The 21,018-nt window shown below is 23.3% G+C and carries 17 protein-coding genes and 1 other RNA gene; 10 read left to right on the top strand and 8 right to left on the bottom strand.

Features of this window, described 5'->3' with window-relative positions; all coding sequences use genetic code 11:
* The first annotated feature begins 11 nt into the window (after positions 1–11).
* Positions 12–1,232, top strand: coding sequence for a peptidylprolyl isomerase (locus H0H35_RS00090; protein ID WP_185882948.1), 1,221 nt, complete (start codon positions 12–14; stop codon positions 1,230–1,232).
* A 251-nt stretch (positions 1,233–1,483) separates the two neighbouring features.
* On the opposite strand, the gene truA is transcribed toward H0H35_RS00090, so the two are convergent.
* From truA to folK, 4 genes are all read right to left on the bottom strand, one after another.
* Complete coding sequence (truA, locus tag H0H35_RS00085; RefSeq protein WP_185882947.1) at positions 1,484–2,233, bottom strand: tRNA pseudouridine(38-40) synthase TruA; 750 nt, start codon at positions 2,231–2,233, stop codon at positions 1,484–1,486.
* Positions 2,234–2,875: 642 nt separating this feature from the next.
* Positions 2,876–3,043: a hypothetical protein gene (locus tag H0H35_RS00080; RefSeq protein WP_185882946.1), complete on the bottom strand. Its 168-nt coding sequence runs from the start codon at positions 3,041–3,043 to the stop codon at positions 2,876–2,878.
* A gap of 52 nt (positions 3,044–3,095) precedes the next feature.
* Entirely contained in the window at positions 3,096–3,491 is a 396-nt protein-coding gene (locus H0H35_RS00075) for a RidA family protein (RefSeq protein WP_185882945.1), read from the bottom strand.
* A gap of 351 nt (positions 3,492–3,842) precedes the next feature.
* Entirely contained in the window at positions 3,843–4,358 is a 516-nt protein-coding gene (folK, locus tag H0H35_RS00070) for a 2-amino-4-hydroxy-6-hydroxymethyldihydropteridine diphosphokinase (RefSeq protein WP_185882944.1), read from the bottom strand.
* A gap of 98 nt (positions 4,359–4,456) precedes the next feature.
* Here folK and H0H35_RS00065 point away from each other — a divergent pair, with 98 nt between their 5' ends.
* The 7 genes from H0H35_RS00065 (at position 4,457) to lnt (ending at position 12,170) form a co-directional block, all read left to right on the top strand.
* The gene (locus H0H35_RS00065) at positions 4,457–5,497 is read left to right on the top strand and encodes a rod shape-determining protein (RefSeq protein ID WP_185882943.1); all 1,041 of its coding nucleotides are present in this window, start codon (positions 4,457–4,459) and stop codon (positions 5,495–5,497) included.
* Between the two features lie 8 nt (positions 5,498–5,505).
* A complete protein-coding gene (gene mreC / locus H0H35_RS00060; RefSeq protein WP_185882942.1) occupies positions 5,506–6,336 on the top strand; it encodes a rod shape-determining protein MreC in 831 nt (276 codons plus the stop codon).
* A 191-nt stretch (positions 6,337–6,527) separates the two neighbouring features.
* Complete coding sequence (locus H0H35_RS02830; protein WP_238892332.1) at positions 6,528–6,833, top strand: hypothetical protein; 306 nt, start codon at positions 6,528–6,530, stop codon at positions 6,831–6,833.
* Between the two features lie 2 nt (positions 6,834–6,835).
* The gene (gene mrdA, locus H0H35_RS00050) at positions 6,836–8,743 is read left to right on the top strand and encodes a penicillin-binding protein 2 (protein ID WP_185882940.1); all 1,908 of its coding nucleotides are present in this window, start codon (positions 6,836–6,838) and stop codon (positions 8,741–8,743) included.
* Positions 8,709–9,974, top strand: coding sequence for a rod shape-determining protein RodA (rodA, locus tag H0H35_RS00045; protein ID WP_238892330.1), 1,266 nt, complete (start codon positions 8,709–8,711; stop codon positions 9,972–9,974). The genes mrdA and rodA overlap by 35 nt, the downstream gene beginning before the upstream one ends.
* A gap of 67 nt (positions 9,975–10,041) precedes the next feature.
* Positions 10,042–10,454: a transfer-messenger RNA gene (ssrA, locus tag H0H35_RS00040) on the top strand.
* Between the two features lie 117 nt (positions 10,455–10,571).
* Entirely contained in the window at positions 10,572–12,170 is a 1,599-nt protein-coding gene (lnt, locus tag H0H35_RS00035; RefSeq protein ID WP_238892328.1) for an apolipoprotein N-acyltransferase, read from the top strand.
* Here the strand turns inward: lnt and H0H35_RS00030 are convergent.
* Positions 12,158–13,672 carry an NAD(P)H-hydrate dehydratase gene (locus H0H35_RS00030; RefSeq protein WP_185882939.1) on the bottom strand — a complete coding sequence of 505 codons (1,515 nt, stop codon included), beginning with the start codon at positions 13,670–13,672 and terminating at the stop codon, positions 12,158–12,160. The two genes, lnt and H0H35_RS00030, sit on opposite strands and share 13 nt — an antisense overlap.
* Before the next feature lie 114 nt (positions 13,673–13,786).
* Here H0H35_RS00030 and H0H35_RS00025 point away from each other — a divergent pair, with 114 nt between their 5' ends.
* Both H0H35_RS00025 and H0H35_RS00020 read left to right on the top strand, forming a co-directional pair.
* A complete protein-coding gene (locus H0H35_RS00025; RefSeq protein WP_185882938.1) occupies positions 13,787–15,019 on the top strand; it encodes a dihydrolipoamide acetyltransferase family protein in 1,233 nt (410 codons plus the stop codon).
* A gap of 7 nt (positions 15,020–15,026) precedes the next feature.
* The gene (locus H0H35_RS00020; protein ID WP_185882937.1) at positions 15,027–15,515 is read left to right on the top strand and encodes an inorganic diphosphatase; all 489 of its coding nucleotides are present in this window, start codon (positions 15,027–15,029) and stop codon (positions 15,513–15,515) included.
* Here H0H35_RS00020 and aspS read toward each other — a convergent pair.
* Genes aspS through nusA form a run of 3 tightly spaced genes read right to left on the bottom strand, consistent with a single transcriptional unit; the run spans position 15,512 to position 21,018 of the window.
* The gene (gene aspS, locus H0H35_RS00015; RefSeq protein ID WP_185882936.1) at positions 15,512–17,212 is read right to left on the bottom strand and encodes an aspartate--tRNA ligase; all 1,701 of its coding nucleotides are present in this window, start codon (positions 17,210–17,212) and stop codon (positions 15,512–15,514) included. The two genes, H0H35_RS00020 and aspS, sit on opposite strands and share 4 nt — an antisense overlap.
* Positions 17,213–17,217: 5 nt before the next feature.
* Positions 17,218–19,746, bottom strand: a complete 2,529-nt coding sequence (gene infB / locus H0H35_RS00010; protein WP_185882935.1) for a translation initiation factor IF-2 — start codon at positions 19,744–19,746, stop codon at positions 17,218–17,220.
* A gap of 21 nt (positions 19,747–19,767) precedes the next feature.
* The gene (gene nusA / locus H0H35_RS00005) at positions 19,768–21,018 is read right to left on the bottom strand and encodes a transcription termination factor NusA (protein ID WP_185882934.1); all 1,251 of its coding nucleotides are present in this window, start codon (positions 21,016–21,018) and stop codon (positions 19,768–19,770) included.

Below are 21,018 nucleotides of genomic sequence, written 5' to 3'. Positions count from 1 at the left end.
AACGTATTTTCATGATATTGTTATTTTTAATAATAACCATTGGATTGTTTCAAATATCTTTTTCTATGGAAAAAGTAGATGGAATATACGCTATAGTAGGTGATGAAATCATTTTAGAATCTGAAATGAGAAAAATCAGTAAAAATAAAGATTTTTTTAAAATATTTAATGATTTATTACTGCAAAAATTAATGATGTATCATGCAAAAAGAGATCCAAATATTGAAATTAATGAAAAAGAATTGAAATTCAGAATTAATTTAATTTTTTTAGACAAAATTAATCAATGTGAAAATAAAGAATATTATTTCAATAATAAGAACAATGAAAAAGATTTATTCAATACAATCAGGGATGTAGTAAGAAATAATATGTATATAGAAGAATTATATTATAAAATAACAAGTAATATAGAAGTATCTCCAGATGAAATTAAATATTTTATCATCAAACACAAAAACAAAATTTTTGATGATCAAGAAAAAATGTATATAAATTCTTCCATTTTTTTTATAAAAAAAAATAAAATAAAACAAAAAAAAATTTTAAATTTTTTAACACAGATCAAAACAAAAATGGTGAAAGGAGTTGATCCGTCTATTTTATTTAAACATCCATTTTTACGTTTTTTTATTTGTAAAAATATGTCATTTAAAAAAATAAATATAAATATAATACCGTATTCATATAAAAAATTATTTTTTCATTCAAAAAAAAATCAAGTATTTGGACCATTCAAACATGGGGATAAGTTCTATTTGATAAAATTAATTAAGAAAGAAAAAAATTTTATTGATATAGATTGTATTTCTATTCAAAAAAAATATTCTAATAATGATTATTTCAAAACAAAATCATTTTTAGAATTGTCTAGAAAAATGGTTTTAAGAAATTGGATAAAATTAGAAGATATAGGAATAAAAAATAAATGTGTGAAGAATTATTTTCAATATAAAAATTGGATTAATGAAAAACAACTTCCAAAAGATATCAAAGAAATGCTTCATACTATAAAAAAAGGTGAAATTACAAGACCTTTTCTTGGAAATTTTGATGGAAAAAAAGCTTTTTTTATTATTCAACTAATAGATCGAATTAAATCAGATTCGAGCTTATCAGATCAGGATTTTAAAAAAATAGAATCTATTATTAAAGAAGTAAAAATACAAAATGTAATGGAAAATTGGTTTCATAAAATGATCAAAAAAACATATATAAGTATTCAAGTATAAATTAGTTTATTGTATAATATTTGTTTCATTATTTATTTTTTATAAAAATTCATATATATTTTCATATCTTGATTTAATTATTTATATTACATAATCAAAACCCATGAATTATAATAATTACAAATATTTTTTGTACGTATAAAACGTTGAACAAAATAAATATATTATTCTTAATAAAGAATTCATTTTATTTTCAATAACAATCAATATTTATTATGTATTGGTTCAATCATAATATATCTATTTTTATTTCATAAAAATATATTGTCTGGATAAGATATTTTATATAAAAATAAACCACAAGCTGGAACTATTGAACTGCAATAATCAGAATTTTTTAATTCGATAATTTTTATAAATTCATTTATAGTAATTTTATTTCTTCCAACATCAATAAGTGTTCCAATAATAGATCTAACCATAGACCTTAAAAATCTATTAGATTCAATAGTAAAACATAAAGTATCATATATTTTTTTCCAAGAAACATAATATATATGACATATGTTATTTTGTCCAATTATCTTTTTTTTTTCTCCTTTTCGGAAAGTGCTAAAGTCTTTATAAGATAATAATATTTTAGATGCTTTATTCATTTTTTCATAATCTAATGAATAAGCACAATACCAAGAAAAATCTTGATTAAATGGATTTTTTACATTTTCAATGTAGTATTTATATGTTCTACTTATAGCATGAAATCTAGCATGTATATTTTTCTTCACTGGAATAATTTTGATAATTTTAATATGTTTAGGTAAAAATATATTGATTCTTTTTACAAAATTATTTTTTATATTTTTTTCATAATCAAAATGAGCAAACATTTGTTTTGCATGTACTCCTTTATCTGTTCTTCCAGCACCAATTATATTAATTGATTCTTTTAATAATTTAGATAAACAATATTCAACAGTATCCTCTATTGTTTTTACCCTTTTTTGTATTTGCCATCCATGAAAATTTTTTCCATTATAGGACAATTCAATAAAAAATCTCAATGATGTTATTTATTTTTAATTAAAACTATTAAGAATAAGCGAATATACTTTTTGTATTTTTTTTTTAGAAATATTTAACAGAAGGTAAAATACGAAAAGAATTTATACAGAATAAACAATAAAATATCCCCATTTATAATACAATTATTTCATCATTTTTCCAAAAAAAATTCATAATTCTATTATAGAATATAAATTCACTATAATAGGATTTTCATATTTGATTTTTTTTTCTATTATCAAAATAGAGAAAATAATTTATAATATTCAAATGAAAGAATTTTTTATTTTTGTTCCAATTTCATTGGTGTTTCATATAAAATTATTCATACTTTTTTTGGGTACATTTTTTTCTAAAAAATGTATATTTTGTCATATAATTACATAAGGATATTAAATAGATTTTAATTTAATACAAAATGATTTTACTGTTAAAGTATTATATAAATAATTGATTTAATTAAGTTTAATACAAGGAAAAAAGGATTTTAAACGATTATTCATTTTTTTATTTTTCATTCTATTCATAAAAATATATTTATTATCATAATAAACATTTTTGCAATATATCTATTGTTAGATTCCAGTATAACATCTAGATAATTTTTAAATACTTTGTATAAAATCAATTGCTAATTGAGACTAAATAAATAGGAATGAAATGGTTCGATATTTTTTTTCTATCATTTTGCAATGAGATTCATCAAGAGGATATATATAATTTCTTCTCAAAAGATCTACTATGATTTTCATCAAAATAAGATTGAATTGAATTTGATATGGAATCAATTTTTTCTCTAATTCATTCATATTTTTTAATTCAAAGAATTTTTTTTTCAAGAAAATAAAATAATATTCAATTTTATAACTTGGATTTATATGCGATCATAGATATTTCTATGTTAGCATTTTTTGGGAGTGCTGATGCTTCTATTATTTCTCTAGAAGGATATTCTTTATTTTTAAAAAAGTTAGAATATATTTGATTCACCTTTTGAATCTGTTGAATATCAATTAAAAATATCGTTGTTTTTACTATGTTTTGAAAATTCATTCGATTTTCTAAAAGAATGATTTTTAAATTATTCATTATTTTTTTTGTTTCGATTTCTATAGAATTTGAATTTTTTTTTTTAAAATTTTCATTCATATTTATACCTATTTGTCCGGAAATAAACAAAAAATTATGGACAAGTACACATGTGCTATACGCTCCATAAGAAGGAATTTTATTGATCGATATTTTCTTTAAACTCATATTTTTTTTTGATTATAACTTATAATTTTTTTTAAAAATACTTGTTTTTTTTTTTTTAAGAATAGTATCCTTTTTTTTATCAGGATATGAAACATATAAATAATATAATATGATTTTGTTATAATACTTCAATTTGTATTAAACGATGAAAATAAATTATTGATATTTAAAATATTTTTTTTTGGTAAAAAGAATGATAGAAAATAAATTAAAAATTTTACATTGTTCATAATTCTAGCATTTAAAATAGTAATAATAATAATATTTTTTTAAATTAAATTTATTAACATTGAATTAAAAATTAGGATTATAATTTGACACTAAAACTAGTTTATTCAAAAAAAAATTATTTTAAATATTTATTTTTTTTACTATTAAACTATCTGAACATAATCCTAAAATTTCTACAATACTTTTATTCAATATAGGATGAATTTTTTCTGGAATTATATTAGACATAGGTAATAAAACAAATTTTCGCAAATGAAGCATAGGATGTGGTATTGTTAATAAATTACTATTCATGATAATCGAATCATACAATAAAATATCTATATCTATTTTTCTATTCTTATAAACTGTTTTTTTCATAGATTGAATATGGGTTTCTTTTCCTATCATTTTTTCGATACTAAAAATAGTTTTCAAAATGAAAATAGGAGAATATATTGTTTCCACATGTAAAACTCTATTATAAAATAAAGGAGTATTTTTTTTCATATTCCATGCTTCACTTTCAAAATAAGATGATTTTTGAATGATATTTCCAATATTTTTTTGTATCAAAATGAAAGAATCCTCTAAATATTTTTTTCTATCGCCATTATTACTTCCCTGCATTAAAAAGACATAATGTTTTTTCTTCATAAAAAAAAATTAAAATAACTTATATAAAATATTAATATACTGAAAAACTGTATTTTTTATTTAAATTAGAAAGAAATATTTTCATAAAAAATATATTCATGGGATTAGTCGTAAATTTTATGAAAGGTTTATTTAATCAAGGAATAGCTATTGATTTAGGTACTGCCAATACGCTTATTATGCATAATGATAAAATTATAGTTGATTTACCATCTATCATTGCTATAGATGTAAGAACTAAAAAAGTTTTAGCAGTAGGAGATAAAGCAAAAAAAATGCAAGGAAAAACACATGAAAATATTAAAATATACAAACCATTAAAAGATGGAGTAATTGCGGATTATCAAGTTGCAGAACTTATGATAAGAGAGTTTATTAAAAAAATTCCAGGAATAAATAATAAAATATTTAATCCATCATTAACAATGGTTATATGTATTCCATCAGGAATAACTGAAGTAGAAAAAAGAGCAGTGAAAGATTCTGCTCAACATTTGAATGCAAAAGATGTATATCTTATTGAAGAACCTATGGCTGCAGCTATAGGTTCTGGTATTTCTGTAACTAAAGCGGAAGGTAATATGATTATAGATATAGGAGGAGGAACTACAGAATGTGGCGTAATTGCTTTAGGTGGAATTGTTTGTCAAAAATCTATAAAAATAGCTGGAGATGTTTTTACTAATGATATTGCTTATTTTCTTCGTTCTAAATACAATTTTTATATTGGAGAAAGAACTGCAGAAAAAATAAAAATAGATATAGGAGCTGCAATAGAAGATATAGAAATTCCGCCAGAGGATATTCATATACAAGGAATAGATTTACCAACAGGAAAACCGAAAGAAATGAGTATTTCTTATAAAGAAACTATTCCAGCACTTGACAAATCAATTTTGAGGATTGAAGATGCAGTCATGGAAACCTTATCAAGAACTCCTCCAGAATTAGCAGCAGACATATATAAGACTGGTATTTACATGGCTGGAGGTGGATCTCTTTTAAGAGGTTTAAATCAGAGAATTTCTAAAAAAACGGGATTACCTGTTTTTTTAGTAGAAGATCCATTAAGATCTGTTGTAAAAGGAACTGGAGTAGCTTTAAAAAATATTGATAAGTTTACATTTTTAATGAAATAATTATAATAATGCGTGAATTTTTTATTATCATTTTAAAATTCCGTTTTTTTATATTTTTTTTTATTTTAGAAACTATAGCTTTAGTTATTTCCTTTTCAAACTCAAAATTAATTCAAAATGTTTATTATGGTTCTTCTCATTATATAATAGGAAATATATATGAAAATATATATAAAATACAGGATTTTTTACTTTTGAAAATTGAAAATCAAAAACTTATAGAAGAAAATACCCGTTTACATAACGAAAATATTTTATCTAAAATTGATACAATATCTAAAGATTTTAAAAAAGAGGATGTGAATTATTTACAAGAATATGTATTCACACCGGTAAAAATTATTAATAATAGTATTCATGAGAAAGAAAATTATTTAACTATAAATAAAGGTAGTATTAATGGAGTATATCCAGATATGGGTATTATATTTCCAAATGGAATAGGTGGAATTATTATTAAAACAACTAAACATTTTAGCACTGCTATTTCTATTTTAAATTCTAAAATAAAAGTAAACGCTAGATTAAAAAAAAATAAATATTTTGGAATTCTTAGTTGGGATGGTATAGATTATAAACATGTTATTTTATATGACATACCTAAATATTGTTTAATTCATAAAGGAGATTTAGTGGAAACAGATGGAAAATCTTCTACTTTTCCTGAAGGAATACCAATTGGAACCGTAGATTCTTATAAATTTGATGAAGAAAATTCTTCTTATGTTATCAAAGTAAGATTATTTTCTAATTTTTATACTGTGGGAAATGCTTACGTTGTTAAAAATCTTTTGAAGAAAGAATGGGATTCTGTTCATATAGTTGAGAATAAAGAATGAATTTTATTAAAAATTTTTTTATTTCTACATTTTGCATTTTTTTTCTTTTATTTATTCAAATATTGGTATTAAAAATTTTTTTTGTAGGGTGTTACTTTTATATTCTATTTATTTTGGTATATCCACATAAATGGAATAAATATCTATTTTTATGTATTTCATGTTTATTGGGATGGATTATGGATCATTGCATGAATACAATAGGGTTTCATGCTTTTTCTATTACATTATGTGCATTTTTAAGATCATATGTTATTCAATTATTTAATGGTAATCATTTTACAAATAAAAAATATTTATCGGTTTATCATTTATCTTTTCTAAAAAAAATTTGTTATATATTTTCAATAGTTATATTACATAATATAACATTATGGACATTAGAATCATTCAAAAATATTCATAATTTTCATAGTATTTTTTTTTTAAGAAAAATATTTATAAGTATTTTTACAACTATTTTATGTATTATATATTTCTTCTTTAGAAGAATTTAACATTGAAAAAATTACATAAATTTTATACTCTTCTAATTTTTATAGGAATAGTTTTTATAGGAAGATTGTATTATTTGCAAATCTATACTGATAAATATATTTTGAATGCTTTTAATACTTCTATTAAACAAGAAACGATTATACCTGAAAGAGGTTTAATTTTTGATAGAAACGAAAAATTATTAGTATTTAATAAATCAATTTATGAATTAATTGTTATACCAGTTCTTATAGAGGATAATTTTAATGTAATAGAATTTTGCAATTTGATAGGAATTAAAAAAAATATTTTTTTTCAAAATTTGAACAAGGCTAAATCCTATTCAAAATATCTACCTTCCGTTTTAATTCCATTTATTTCAAAAGAACAATTTGCTACTATTCAAGAAAAACTCTATAAATATAGAGGATTTGATTGTACAAAAAGATTCTTGAGAGATTATAAAGTAAAAGGATCTACTAATATTTTAGGATATATTGGAGAAGTTTCTCCAAAAAATATTCAAAATGAATCTAATTATTATCAGATAGGAGATATGATTGGATGGACTGGTGTCGAAAAATCTTATGAAAAAGTTCTAAGAGGAAAAAAAGGAATTAAATATTGGATGAAAGATAGAAATGGACGTATCATAGGAAGTTATAATAATAAAAAAAATAATATAAAATCTATAAGTGGCTATGACATTTCATTAACTATAGACCAAAGTTTACAAAACTATGCAGAAAAACTGATGTTCCAAAAAAAAGGAAGTATAGTAGCTATCAATCCTAAAAATGGAGAAATACTTTCATTAGTTTCTAGCCCTATTAATAATCCTAATTTATTTGTAGGCATAAATAGAAATAGAGAATTTAGAAGATTAATACAAGATACGATTGATAATCCATTTTTAGATCGAACAACACAAGTTCGTTATCCTCCTGCATCTCCATTTAAATTATTAATAGAATTAGCTGGACTTCAAATGGGTGTAGTAAAAAATAATACCACTTTTATATGTTATAAAGGGTTTCGATATGGAAATAAAATAATTCATTGTCATTCTGGTATTCATGGAGTTCCTATAGGTATTGAAACTGCTACAGCAATTTCTTGTAATAATTATTTTGCACAAGTATATAAACGTATTGTGGAAAAATATCCTAAAGATTTAGCAAAAGGTGTCAATGAATGGTATCATATTATGAAAAGTTTTGGATTTGGAAGTTATTTTTATAATGATTTAGCAACTGGAGAAAAAGGAATGATTCCTTCTGGGGATTATTACAATAAAAAATATGGTAAAAAAAAATGGAATGCTATTACTATTATATCCAATAGTATTGGACAAGGTGAAATAAACGTAACACCTGTTCAATTAGCTAATATGGTTTGTGCAATAGCAAATAAAGGTTTTTTTTATACACCACATCTTGTAAAAAAAATTAATCATAAAAAAGTATATAATTCTCATTTTATTCAAGCTAAATTTACTAAAGTAAATAAAAAGTATTTTGATTTTATTATTCACGGAATGGAAAAAGTATTTTTAATTGGAACCGGAAAAAATTTTAGGTCTTCAAATCTTAAAATGGCAGGAAAAACAGGAACTTCTCAAAATTTTATTAAAAAAAATCATAAAATTGTATCGTTACCTGATCATTCTATTTTTATATTATTTGCTCCTGTAAATCATCCTCAAATTGCGATATCAGTTATTATAGAGAATGGTGGTTTTGGATCAAAATGGGCAGGTCCTATAGCTAGTTTAGTTGCAGAGAAATATATAAATAATAATATAAATAGAAAAAGTTTAGAAAATAGAATAATGAATTCGGGATTACATAATGTTTATTCTACTATAGCGAAAATAAAAAGAATGAATAATTTATATGGAAAACAATCCTTTGATAAAAAGAAATATTAGTCTATTATTTAAAAATATAGATTATATTATTGTTATTTTTTATACTTTTATCGTGTTTTTTGGATGTATTAATTTATATTCTGTATCTCAAGAAAAATATGAAAAACAAATTTTATGGATTTTATTTAGTTTTATTTTTATATTTTTTATCTTTTTATTGAAACCAATTCAATATAAAAAATTATCTCCATTTTTATTTATATATACATTAGTTTTATTAATTAGTATTTTCTTTTTTGGTAAGAGTATTAATGGATCAAAATCATGGTATGTATTAGGTCCTATTAGTTTTCAACCTTCCGAATTTGCAAAAATTACAACGTCTCTTATGATATCTTATATTCTTAATAAACATAAGGTAAAACAAATGAGATATATATACATATATGTCTATATAATATTAATCTTTCCTTTGATTTTAATACTTATGCAACCTGATCCAGGATCTTCTATAATTTTTTCATCTTTTATTTTAACTTTATATAGAGAAAATTTTATATCTATTTCTTTCATATTTTATTTATTATGTTTTATATTTTTATTTTTAATATCTATAAATATATCACAATGGATTGTTATTCCTATTTTATTTGTTATATTTTTCGTTTTTTTTCTTTTAAAAAAAAAAAAAAATATCTATTTTAAAATGTGTTTCTATACTTTTTTGTTTATAATTTTTTCTATTTTTTCTATAACTTCTCCCATATTGTTTCATAATTTTTTAAAAAAACATCATAGAGATAGAATTAATATATTATTTCGCGATGAATCCAATAAAAAATATCGAGACAATATAGGATATAATTTATTATATTCTAAAACAGCTATTGGATCTGGTAAATTGATAGGAAAAGGATTTCGTAGAGGTACTATTACAAAAGGAAGATTTGTTCCTGAACAACATACTGATTATATTTTTTGCACTGTAGGAGAAGAATGGGGTTTTTTGGGTAGTACTTTATTAATCATATTTTATTTACTATTTATTAGTCGTATTTATTTTTTATCTGAAAAACAAAATGATTCTTTTGGAAGAATATTTGGATATTCTGTAGGAAATATTTTTTTAATTCATTTAATTATAAATTTAGGAATGGCTATGGGAATTTTTCCAACAATAGGAATTGTTCTTCCATTTTTCAGTTATGGAGGTTCTTCATTATGGTCTTTTACTATTTTAATTTTTTTATTTTTAAGATTGGATTTATCTAATCGGATAAATTTTGTTTAAAAAATGGTATTTTCTAAAAAATTTTCTGATTTAGAAAAAAATATTTAATTTTGTAAATTATTGATTTGGGGTTGATTTGGATTTGACAGACAAAAATAAATGTAGAAATAAGCATATCGTGTTACGTAAGGTTTTACACGAAAATCCAACGTTACAACATTATATAATAAACGGCGAAAAAGAACAATACGCTTTTGCTGCTTAGGATTTTTATTTTTAAGCTTTATCTACAAATAAAGTAGAAGCAAAGTATTTCTCAGAAGTTTTTCCTTATGATTTCTGAAATAGAAATACTGGATAATTTATAAGGATAGGAAAATGAATGATTCTTAAATTTTCTGATATTTTTTTTTGGAATCTTACTTTTTATTCGGAATTCAAGATTTGAATAAAAATGGAAATAATAGATCTTGAATAAATATGTAGAAATTTTTTACATTAATTGTTTGGACGCGGGTTCAAATCCCGCCAACTCCATTTTTTTTTGACTATTCAAATATTATACACAAAATAAAAAAAATTCATTTTTTATTATATAGTATCTTTTCAGGAATTTTATTATCTATTGGATGGCCTACAGAAGGAAATCCTATTTATTTGTTTATTGCATTTCTTCCTTTACTTTATATAGAGGAAAAATTGAATAAAAATTCTTTATTGTTCGTTTTTATACTTTCTTTAGTTTCTTTTTCAATATGGAACTCAGTAACGACATGGTGGTTACATTATGCAAAAAAACGTAATGGATCTATTGTTTTAATAGCATATTTATTTCCTGTATGTTTAAATTCTTTTATGATGTCATTTGTTTTTACTTTGTTTTCATGTATAAAAAGAATGGCAAAAAATAGAAATATAGGATATATCTGTTTAGTGTGTTTATGGATTTTATTTGAAAAACTTCATTTAGAATGGGAATTATCTTGGCCATGGTTAAATTTAGGTAATGGATTTTCTAATCGAGTAGAATGGATTCAATGGTATGAATATACAGGTACTTTAGGAGGAACTTTATGGATATGGTTAGTGAACATAGGGTTTTTAAAAACTATATTGAAATATCAAAAAGAAAAAAATCATTTTATTTTATATAATAACATTTTGATCAATCTTGCAAAGATTTTTTTAATGATATGTCTTTCAAGTATTTTATATATACAATATGGAGTAAAAAAGTATAAAAATTCTGTTGATATGTTAATTTTGCAACCCAATATTGATCCATATCATCAAAAATATCATTATACAACACAAAGATTGATTTATGAATTTCAGAGATTAATGGATAAAAAAATATCTAAGAATAAATCAATGATAGTAGTAGCACCTGAAACTGCTTTTCCTGGATATGGATATAAAATTTCAATCAATGAGATTAATAAAAATAGAATGATTTGTCTCTTCAAAAGATACTTGAAAAAAAAATCTCCAAAAACAATATTTATTACAGGCATAGAACTATTTGCATTTGCTTATAAAAAAGGACAAGAAAAATATGGTAGAAATAAATTTCCCATTTCTTTTTTTATAAGTGAATGTATGGATAGTATTGAATGGATTAATATTTTTAATTCAGTAATTCAAATAGGAGCATATCAAAAAAAAGTATATTATCATCACAAATCAAAATTAGTACCTGCTGTAGAAATTTTTCCTTATAAAGATTTTTTTTCATCTATATTTGGTGATGATTTAATGTTAGATTTTGGAGGTGGGGTGATTGAACTTGGAAAAGACAACAATATATCAGTTTTTCAACATCCGTATTTAAAAATGAAAATAGCTCCTATTATTTGTTACGAATCTGTATTTGGTGAGTACGTTTCAAAATTTTTTAGAAAAAATGCAGGTTTAATGGTTATCATTACTAATGATGGATGGTGGGGAAAATCTCAAGGTCATAAACAACATTTATATTATGCTCGTCTCCGAGCTATTGAAAATAGAAAATGTATAGCAAGATCTGCAAATACAGGCGTTTCTTGTTTTATTAATGAAAGAGGAGATATTTTATCTATGTTTCCTTATGGAAAAAAAGGATTTCTATATAGAAAAATTTCTGTAAATAATATAAAAACTTTTTATACAAAACATGGAGATTACATTTATATAATTAGTTTTTTAATAGAAATTATAATTATATCTTATGCAATTACTTATTATATATTTCGGAAAATTAAAATTCAAATTTTTTGAAAGGCTTTTGAAAGATAATGAATAATATCTGTAGATGTGATAAATTCTTCATTAAATTGATTTTTTGCAATATCACCTGATAATCCATGAAGATATACACTTATTATACATGAATTTTTTGGAGAATAACCTTGAGATAATAAACTGACAATGATACCAGAAAGTACATCACCACTTCCTGCAGTAGCCATACCTGGATTTCCCGTACTATTGAAATAAAGTTCTTTATCTGGAGTAGATATGATAGTATGTGCACCTTTTAAAATAATAAAAATATTATATTTTTTGGATATGTTTGTTAACATTTGTAGTTTTTGATAATCGTTTTTCCATATTCCAAATATTCTAGAAAATTCTTTTGGATGAGGAGTAATAATAGATTCATGAGGAAGATAATTTAATAAATTTAAATGTTTTGCTATAATATTTATAGCATCTGCGTCAATAACTATTGGTATATTTTTATTACATTTCATCAAAAAAGATTCTAATGCATACTTTGTATGGTAATTAGTCCCCATACCCATTCCAATTCCTATAGAATTGATATTATTGGGCAATGAGACAATATTACTTATATAATTTTTATTTTTATCCGTTTGAATGATTGCTTCTGGTATCTGATTTTGAATAATGGAGTATCCACAATGAGGTGTATATAAAATCAATTTTCCTATGCCACTTCGAATACTAGCTTTTCCAGAAAGGATAATAGATCCGATCATTCCATAACTACCACCTATTAAAACTCCATAACCATAATTTCCTTTATGTGAAAATTTTTCTCTTTTTTTTTTAATTTTTTTAATATAATATTCATCTATATAAAAATTTTTGGTATACATTTTTTTTATATAATGATTCTTCCAACCAATATTTAATATAAACCATTTTCCAACATATTTATCATAAGATGGTAAAAAAAAAGGTAATTTAGGTACTTCAAAAGTTAATGTATAATTTGATTGTATAATATCGTCATATGTATGATTTTGTTTTTCAATAAAAATACCGGAAGGAACATCTATAGAAATAATCGATCGAAATTTTTTTTCATTTATAAAATGAATAAACTTCTTCCAAAAGTTTCCTATTGTTCGATTGAATCCTATTCCAAAAATGGAATCAATCAGATAACTTTTTCTATTTAAAATAGGAAATACATCTCCTTGATAAATATTCTCTAATTTTATTCCATATTTTAAAGCTTTATTTTTATTTATTAAAAATTCATCGGAATAATGATTAGAAACATTGAGAATATATACGGATACTTGAAATCCATGTATATATAATATTCTTGCTAATGCGAGTCCATCCCCTCCATTATTTCCAACACCTGATAATATTATAAATGGAGTGTTATTTTTTGTTAAATGTTGAATAATCCAGTTAAAACAACTTTTTGCAGATTTTTCCATCAACTCTATACGAGAAATGGATTCGGAATCAATACAATATTGATCTACTTTTTTTATTTGATCTGAAGAGAGAATTTTCATTTTTTAAAATGAATTTATTATTTTTGAATCTATAACTTTTCTTTTAATTCTATAAACTAATATAGTTAGATTATTATAATAATGTCTAAAAAAAATATAAAACGATAAATTTAGATGGCTGAATATAATTTACCACTTCCATCCATAGGTGAAAGTATATCCGAAGCAACTATTATTCGTTGGTTAAAGAAAGAGGGAGACTATATAAACAAAGAAGACGTTTTATTAGAAATAGCTACAGATAAGGTAGATTCTGAGATATTTTCTCCAGTAAATGGCATTTTAAAAAAAAAATTATTTTCTCCTAATCAAGTAGTTAAAGTAGGAATGTCTATAGCTATTTTGGAAATAAAAAATGGAAAAATTATTAAAAATGATAAAAAAATTTTTTTAGAAAAAACAAAACGATTTTATTCTCCTCTTGTTCGAAAAATTGCATATAAAGAAGGAATCAGTATCTATGAATTAGATACGATAAAAGGAACTGGATATTATGGTCGTGTTACAAAAAAAGATATATTAGAATATATCTATCATAAAAAGAAAAAAGAAACAAATCAATTTTCTAATTGGAATAATATAGAAAATCATCAAAAAAGTTTTTCTTTATATTCACATGATTATGATATCAATAAAAAAAATGATAAAATTTTAGAAATGGATAGGATTCGAAAGATAACATCCATGAATATGATAAATAGTACAAGAACATCAGTTCATGTAACTTCTTTTGTTGAAGCAGATATTACAAATATTGTGAAATGGAGAGAAAAAACGAAAGAATCTTTTCAAAGAAATACAGGAGAAAAATTAACGTTAATGTCTTTTTTTGTAGAAAGCGTAGTAAAAGCTATAAAAGATCATCCTATGATTAACATTTCTGTAAATGGTGAATATATTATTAAAAAAAAAGAAATCCATATTGGAATAGCAACCTCTTTGCCTAATGGAAATTTAATTGTACCTGTTATTAAATATGCTGATTCTTATAATTTGTTTGGATTAATAAAAATTATCAATGATTTAATAAAAAGAGCAAGATCCAATAAATTAAAACCTGAAGAAACTCAAGGTGGAACTTATACAATAAGTAATATTGGTAGTTTCGGAAATATTTTTGGAACTCCAATTATACATCAACCACAAGTAGCTATTATGGCTATAGGAATGATACAAAAAAAACTATCTATAATAGAAGATTCCAAAGGTGATTTTTTTGGAATAAGATATAAAATTTATTTGTCACATTCTTACGATCATCGTGTAATAGACGGAATGTTAGGAGGTCAATTTGTGAAAAAAGTAGCTTTATATTTAGAAAAATTTAGTTGTTGTACAAAAATATAAAAATATTATGGAAATAAATTTTGATGTATTAATTGAAATTCCAAAGGGAAGTAGAAATAAATATGAATTCGATAAAAAATTAAATCTCATTCGTTTAGATAGAGTTTTATATTCTTCTATGAATTACCCTACTGATTATGGTTTTATTCCAAAAACACTTTCTCTTGATGGAGATCCACTTGATGTATTAGTTTTTTTAACAGAATCTACGGTACCAGGATGTGTAATCACAGTAAAACCTATTGGACTTTTTTCTATGACAGATGAAAAAGGATACGATGAAAAAATAATATGTGTTCCTATTCATGATCCAAATTATAATATGATTAATAATATAGAAGAAATTCCTTCACACAGGAAAAAAGAAATAGAACATTTTTTTATGGTATATAAAGATTTAGAAAATAAAAAAGTAAAAATAGGAGATTGGAAAAATCAAAAAGAAGCTATTCAATCATATGAAAAATCTTGCCTACGATATAAAAAAAACCATTAATTATATATATTGTTATTGAAAAAAGTTGGAGAATTTGTCATTACATCTTCTCCTTCATTATTTTTTGGAAAAGCAATAAAATTTTTTATATTTTCTCCTCCTAACAAAATAGATATTAATCTATCTAGACCAAAAGCAATTCCCCCATGAGGAGGTGCTCCATATTCAAATGCATGGGTAAAAAAACCAAAATTTGACTTAATTTCTTTTAATGAAAAACCTAAATGTTGAAAAATTAAATTTTGGATTTTTTTGTTATGAATTCGAATCGAACCACTTCCAATTTCCATTCCATTTATAACTAAATCATAGGATTGAGAACGAACTTTTTTGGGGTTGATAGACAAAAAATGAAGATCTTCATCTTTTGGCTTCGTAAAGGGATGATGAACTGATTTAAATCTTTTTTCTTTTTTTTCCCATTTGAATAATGGAATATCTATGATCCATAATGGTTCATAATTATTTTTGTTTTTTAAACTTAATTTTTTAATTATTTCTATACGTATTTCGCTTAGTAATTTTCGCGAATCTTTTTTTTCTCCATAAGATACAAATAATAAATCTCCAGGATTTGCTTTAAAATATTTTATCAAAAATTTGGAAAAATTTTGGTTTATTTGAACATTATTTGATGATAATATTTGATTTTCAATCAAACATTTTATCCAAAAAAAATTATTCTTTTTATTAATTTTTTTTAATAAAAAATTAATTAAATTATTATCTATATCATCAATATTTTTAATTTTGATCCCTATTACCAATTTTTTGGATTTAAGAAAGTTGATGTTATTTTCTTTCACTATATGATTTAATTTCACAAATTTCATTCCAAATCGTATATCTGGATTATTAGATCCATACATTTTAATAGCATCACAATATGAAATTATAGGTATTTTTTTTTTCCATTCATAATTTTTGATTGTTTTAAAAATATGTTTAATAAAACTTTCAAAAAAAACTAATACATCATGAACTTTAACAAAAGACATTTCACAATCTATTTGAGTAAATTCTATTTGTCTATCCGACCGCGAATCTTCATCACGGAAACATTTTACAATTTGAAAATATTTATCAATTCCTCCAATCATTAATAATTGTTTGAATATCTGAGGAGATTGATGCAGAGCATAAAATTTTCCCATATGTATTCTAGAAGGAACTAAAAAACTTCGTGAACCTTCAGGAGTGTAATTAACTAAAATAGGTGTTTCTATTTCCAAAAATCCTTTTTGAGAAAGAAAATTTCGTACTTCTAACATTAAATTATGACGAATAATTAAATTATTTTTTATAGGATTTCTTCTGATATCAAGGTATCGATATCTCATTCTATCTATTTCTTTTCCATCTGTATTGTCTTCTATAGAGAATGGAGGTAAAAGTGATTTATTTAAAATATCTATTTTAGATACTAATATTTCAATTTCTCCTGTATATAGATTATAATTACGAGATAATCTTTTCAGTACTTTTCCTTTCACTTGAATTAAGTATTCTTTTCTTAAAAAGAAATCAGTATGTAATATTTTTTTCGATATAATCAGTTGAGTTATACCGAAAAAATCTCGAATATCTACAAAAAATATAGAACCAAAATTTCGTATTTGATGGATCCATCCAGATAAGGTTACATCCTGATTTAAGTATTTATTACATAATTCTCCACAATTATGAGTTCTATACATAAATGTTAATTTTTTTCATCTGATGATAAAATTTCATATACTTCAATAATATCTCCATTTTTTATATCATAACAATTTTTAATACCTATTCCACATTCATAACCTTTTTGTACCTCTCTTACATCTTCTTTAAATCGTTTTAACGAAATAAATTCTCCATTATGGATAACTATTCCATTACGAATTAATCGTAATTTTGCTTTTCTAAATAATTTACCTTCTATCACCATACATCCAGCTATAGTTCCCATTTTTGGAATTCTAAAAATTTCTCTTACTTCAGCATTTCCTAATATATTTTCTCTTCTTTCTGGAGAAAGTAGACCTTCCATTGCTTCTTTTAGATCATTTGTAATATCATATATTACGGAATAAGTTCTTATTTCTATATTTTCTTTTCTTGCTATATTTTTAGAACTAATATTGGGTCGTACATTGAATCCAATTATAATAGCATCTGAAGCACTAGCTAATAAGACATCTGATTCTGTAATTTGTCCAACTCCTTTATAAATAATATTAATCATAATTTTATCTGTAGATAATCTTTGAATTGAATCTGCTATAGCTTCAACTGAACCATCTACATCTCCTTTCAGGATTATTTTTAATTCTTTAAAATCTCCTAAAGCTATACGTCTACCTACTTCATCTAAGGTTAGATGTTTTTGTGCACGTATATTTTGTTCTCTTTGTAATTGTTCTCTTCTAGAAGCTATCTGTTTGGCTTCTTTTTCATCTTCAAAAACCTTAAATTTATCTCCTGCTGTAGGTGCTCCATTTAATCCCAATACAGTAACAGGTTTAGATGGTTCTGCTATAGATACGGATTGTCCTCTTTCATCTAACATATTTTTAATTTTTCCATGATTTATACCTGCTAATACATAATCTCCAATTTTCAAAGAACCGTTTTGTACAAGTATAGTCGTAATGTAACCTCTACCTTTATCTAAAGAAGCTTCTATCACAGTACCTGAAGCTGGTTTATTAGGATTTGCTTTTAAATTTAATAAATCAGATACTAATAATACTTTTTCTAATAAAATATCTATACCTTTTCCATATTTTGCTGATATTTCTTGAGTAGGATATTTTCCACCCCATTCTTTCACTAAAAAATTTAAACCTGATAATTGTTCTCTAATTTTATCCGAATTTGCGTTTGATTTATCTATTTTATTAAAGACAAAAATAATAGGAACATTAGCTGCTTGAGCATGACTAATTGCTTCTTTGGTTTGTGGCATCACTTCATCATCTGCAGCTATAACTATAATAACAATATCTGTTATTTGAGCGCCTCTTGCACGCATAGCAGTAAAAGCTTCATGTCCTGGAGTATCTAAAAATGTAATTTTTTGAGAAGAAGAATATTCTACACTATACGCTGCAATATGTTGAGTTATTCCACCAGATTCACCTGCGATCACATTTGTATTCCTAATATAATCTAATAATGATGTTTTTCCATGATCTACATGACCCATAACTGTTATAATAGGTGCTCTTGGTTTTAAATCTTTTTCTAAATCTTTATTTTCTTGTATTGCTTCTTCTAAATCTAATCCAATAAATTCAACATCATATCCGAATTCATCCGCTACTAAAGTTAATATTTCAGCATCTAATCTTTGATTCATCGTTACCATAATTCCTAAAGACATGCAAGACATAATAACATCAGTTGCATTTACATTCATCATGGATGATAATTCATTTACTGTAGTGAATTCGGCTATTTTTAATAATTTCTCTTTTTTTTTTTTTTCTACATTTTTTTGAATATTTTTCTTTTCTTTTTTTTCTTGTCTTTTTTCTCTTCTAATTTTGGATTGTTTTGATTTTATTCCTTTAGAAGATAATTTTTCTAGAGTTTCTTTTATTTGTTTTTCTACTTGTTTATCAGTAATTTTTTTTTTATTTCTGTATTTTTCTATTTTTTTATCATGAAATATATTTTTATAATTATTTTTTCCATTTCTATGTTGTTTTTTTTGAATAGAAGTATTTTTCATTTCATGAATGAGAATTTCTTTTTTTATTCTTTTCCTTTTTTTTTTATAATTATTTTTTCTTGTTTTTTTTTTCTCAAATTGAGATAAATCAATACGATCTCCAGTTAACATGACACCTTCTAATTTTTGATATATAGTATTGATGTGTTCAGGTTTTTTTTTATTTTCATATTTTTTTTTATTTAATTCATCAACTTGAATGTTTTTTCTTTTGTTTAATCTAATTAATTTTTTATATTTATTATTTGTAACATGATGATTATTATTTGATTTTAATTGTTTTTTTGTTGGTTTTTCTTTTTCTATTTTTTTTTTCAAAAATGTATTTTCTGATTTGTTTTGAATATTTCTATAATTTTGAAATTCTTTTACGATAGATTTATATAGTTTCTCTTCTATTTTTGCGTTAGGATTATTTTCTATTTCAATTCCTTTTTTTTTTAAAAAACTCATTACTCTTTTCAAAGAAATATTAAGTTTTCTTAAAATTATTTTTAATCTGATTTTATTAGTCATAATAACAATTTATCAAAAAATTCATATTTTATTTAATTCTCCTTCAAATTCTTTTCTTAATATAGAAATGACTTCTATTATTACTTTTTCTTCAAGATGGGTAATCTTTTTCAAATCATCTTTTTGATGATTTAAAATGGATTTAGCTGTACTTAATCCTGCTTTGTAAAAACTTCTCAAAATTTTTGAATTAATTTCATCAGAAAATTCCGATAATTCTACATCATCTTCATATGGAAAATCTCTAAATATATGGATTTTATAACCAGTTAACTGACTTGCTAATTTGATATTTTGTCCATTTTTTCCAATAGCTTTAGATATTTCTTCAAGTTGAACATATACATTCACATTTTTATCTTTTTCATTTATATTCATCATAGATACTTTAGCTGGACTTAAGGATCTTGTAATATATAATTGAAGATTAGATGTATAATTTATTACATCTATATTCTCATTTTTTAATTCTCTGACAATTGGATGGATTCGAGACCCTTTCATTCCAACACAAGCTCCAACTGGATCAATACGATCATCGTAAGATTCTACCGAAATTTTCGCTTTTTCTCCCGGTATTCTTGCTACTTTTTTTATAGTAATTAATCCATCAGATATTTCTGGTATTTCTAGTTTAAAAATTTCTTCTAAAAAAGAATCATCTTTTCTAGTCAGAATAACAAAAGGTTTATGATCTTTCCATTCTACTTTTTTCACTAATGCTCGAATTGGATCACCTTTTATAAAAAAATCTTTAGGAATTTGTTCTGTTTTCGGTAAAACCATTTCGTTTTGTTCATCATCTCTTACAATGACATGTTTTGATAAAATATGATATACTTCTACATTGATAATTTCTCCTATTTTATGTTTGAATTTATTATAAATATTTGTATTATCATATTCATTTATTTTTGCATTTAAATTTTGTTTTAATGACAAAATGGATCTTCTACCTAATGATTGTAATTCTACTTTTTCTGTTACTTCTTCTCCTATTTCAAAATCTTTTTCTATATTTTTCGCATGAGCTAATTCTATTTCTTTATTAGGATTTCTTATCATTCCATCTGGAACCACTACCCGATTTCTCCAAATTTCTAAATCTCCTTGATCTGGATTAAAAATAATGTCATAATTTTTAGAAGAATCATATTTTTTTCTTAATACGCATCGTATAGATTCTTCCAAAATAGATATAAGATTTATTTTATCTATTTTTTTTTCATATTTAAAATTTGAAATAGAATCTATTAAAGCTTCATTATCCAT

This window comes from Blattabacterium cuenoti, assembly GCF_014252435.1.
Classification (GTDB): domain Bacteria; phylum Bacteroidota; class Bacteroidia; order Flavobacteriales; family Blattabacteriaceae; genus Blattabacterium; species Blattabacterium cuenoti_X.
The sequence above is the reverse complement of the archived record's forward strand: the minus strand, read 5'-3'. Positions and strand labels throughout refer to the sequence as shown.

Coding starts and splice junctions, on each gene's coding strand:
- nusA (WP_185882934.1), bottom strand. CDS start 21,018: ATGGATAATGAAGCTTTAATAGATTCTATTTCAAATTTTAAATATGAA.
- folK (WP_185882944.1), bottom strand. CDS start 4,358: ATGAAGAAAAAACATTATGTCTTTTTAATGCAGGGAAGTAATAATGGC.
- H0H35_RS00020 (WP_185882937.1), top strand. CDS start 15,027: ATGGAAATAAATTTTGATGTATTAATTGAAATTCCAAAGGGAAGTAGA.
- H0H35_RS00030 (WP_185882939.1), bottom strand. CDS start 13,672: ATGAAAATTCTCTCTTCAGATCAAATAAAAAAAGTAGATCAATATTGT.
- infB (WP_185882935.1), bottom strand. CDS start 19,746: ATGACTAATAAAATCAGATTAAAAATAATTTTAAGAAAACTTAATATT.
- rodA (WP_238892330.1), top strand. CDS start 8,709: ATGGAAAACAATCCTTTGATAAAAAGAAATATTAGTCTATTATTTAAA.
- H0H35_RS00065 (WP_185882943.1), top strand. CDS start 4,457: ATGGGATTAGTCGTAAATTTTATGAAAGGTTTATTTAATCAAGGAATA.
- H0H35_RS00075 (WP_185882945.1), bottom strand. CDS start 3,491: ATGAGTTTAAAGAAAATATCGATCAATAAAATTCCTTCTTATGGAGCG.
- H0H35_RS02830 (WP_238892332.1), top strand. CDS start 6,528: ATGAATACAATAGGGTTTCATGCTTTTTCTATTACATTATGTGCATTT.
- H0H35_RS00025 (WP_185882938.1), top strand. CDS start 13,787: ATGGCTGAATATAATTTACCACTTCCATCCATAGGTGAAAGTATATCC.
- H0H35_RS00090 (WP_185882948.1), top strand. CDS start 12: ATGATATTGTTATTTTTAATAATAACCATTGGATTGTTTCAAATATCT.
- mreC (WP_185882942.1), top strand. CDS start 5,506: ATGCGTGAATTTTTTATTATCATTTTAAAATTCCGTTTTTTTATATTT.
- H0H35_RS00080 (WP_185882946.1), bottom strand. CDS start 3,043: ATGAATGAATTAGAGAAAAAATTGATTCCATATCAAATTCAATTCAAT.
- aspS (WP_185882936.1), bottom strand. CDS start 17,212: ATGTATAGAACTCATAATTGTGGAGAATTATGTAATAAATACTTAAAT.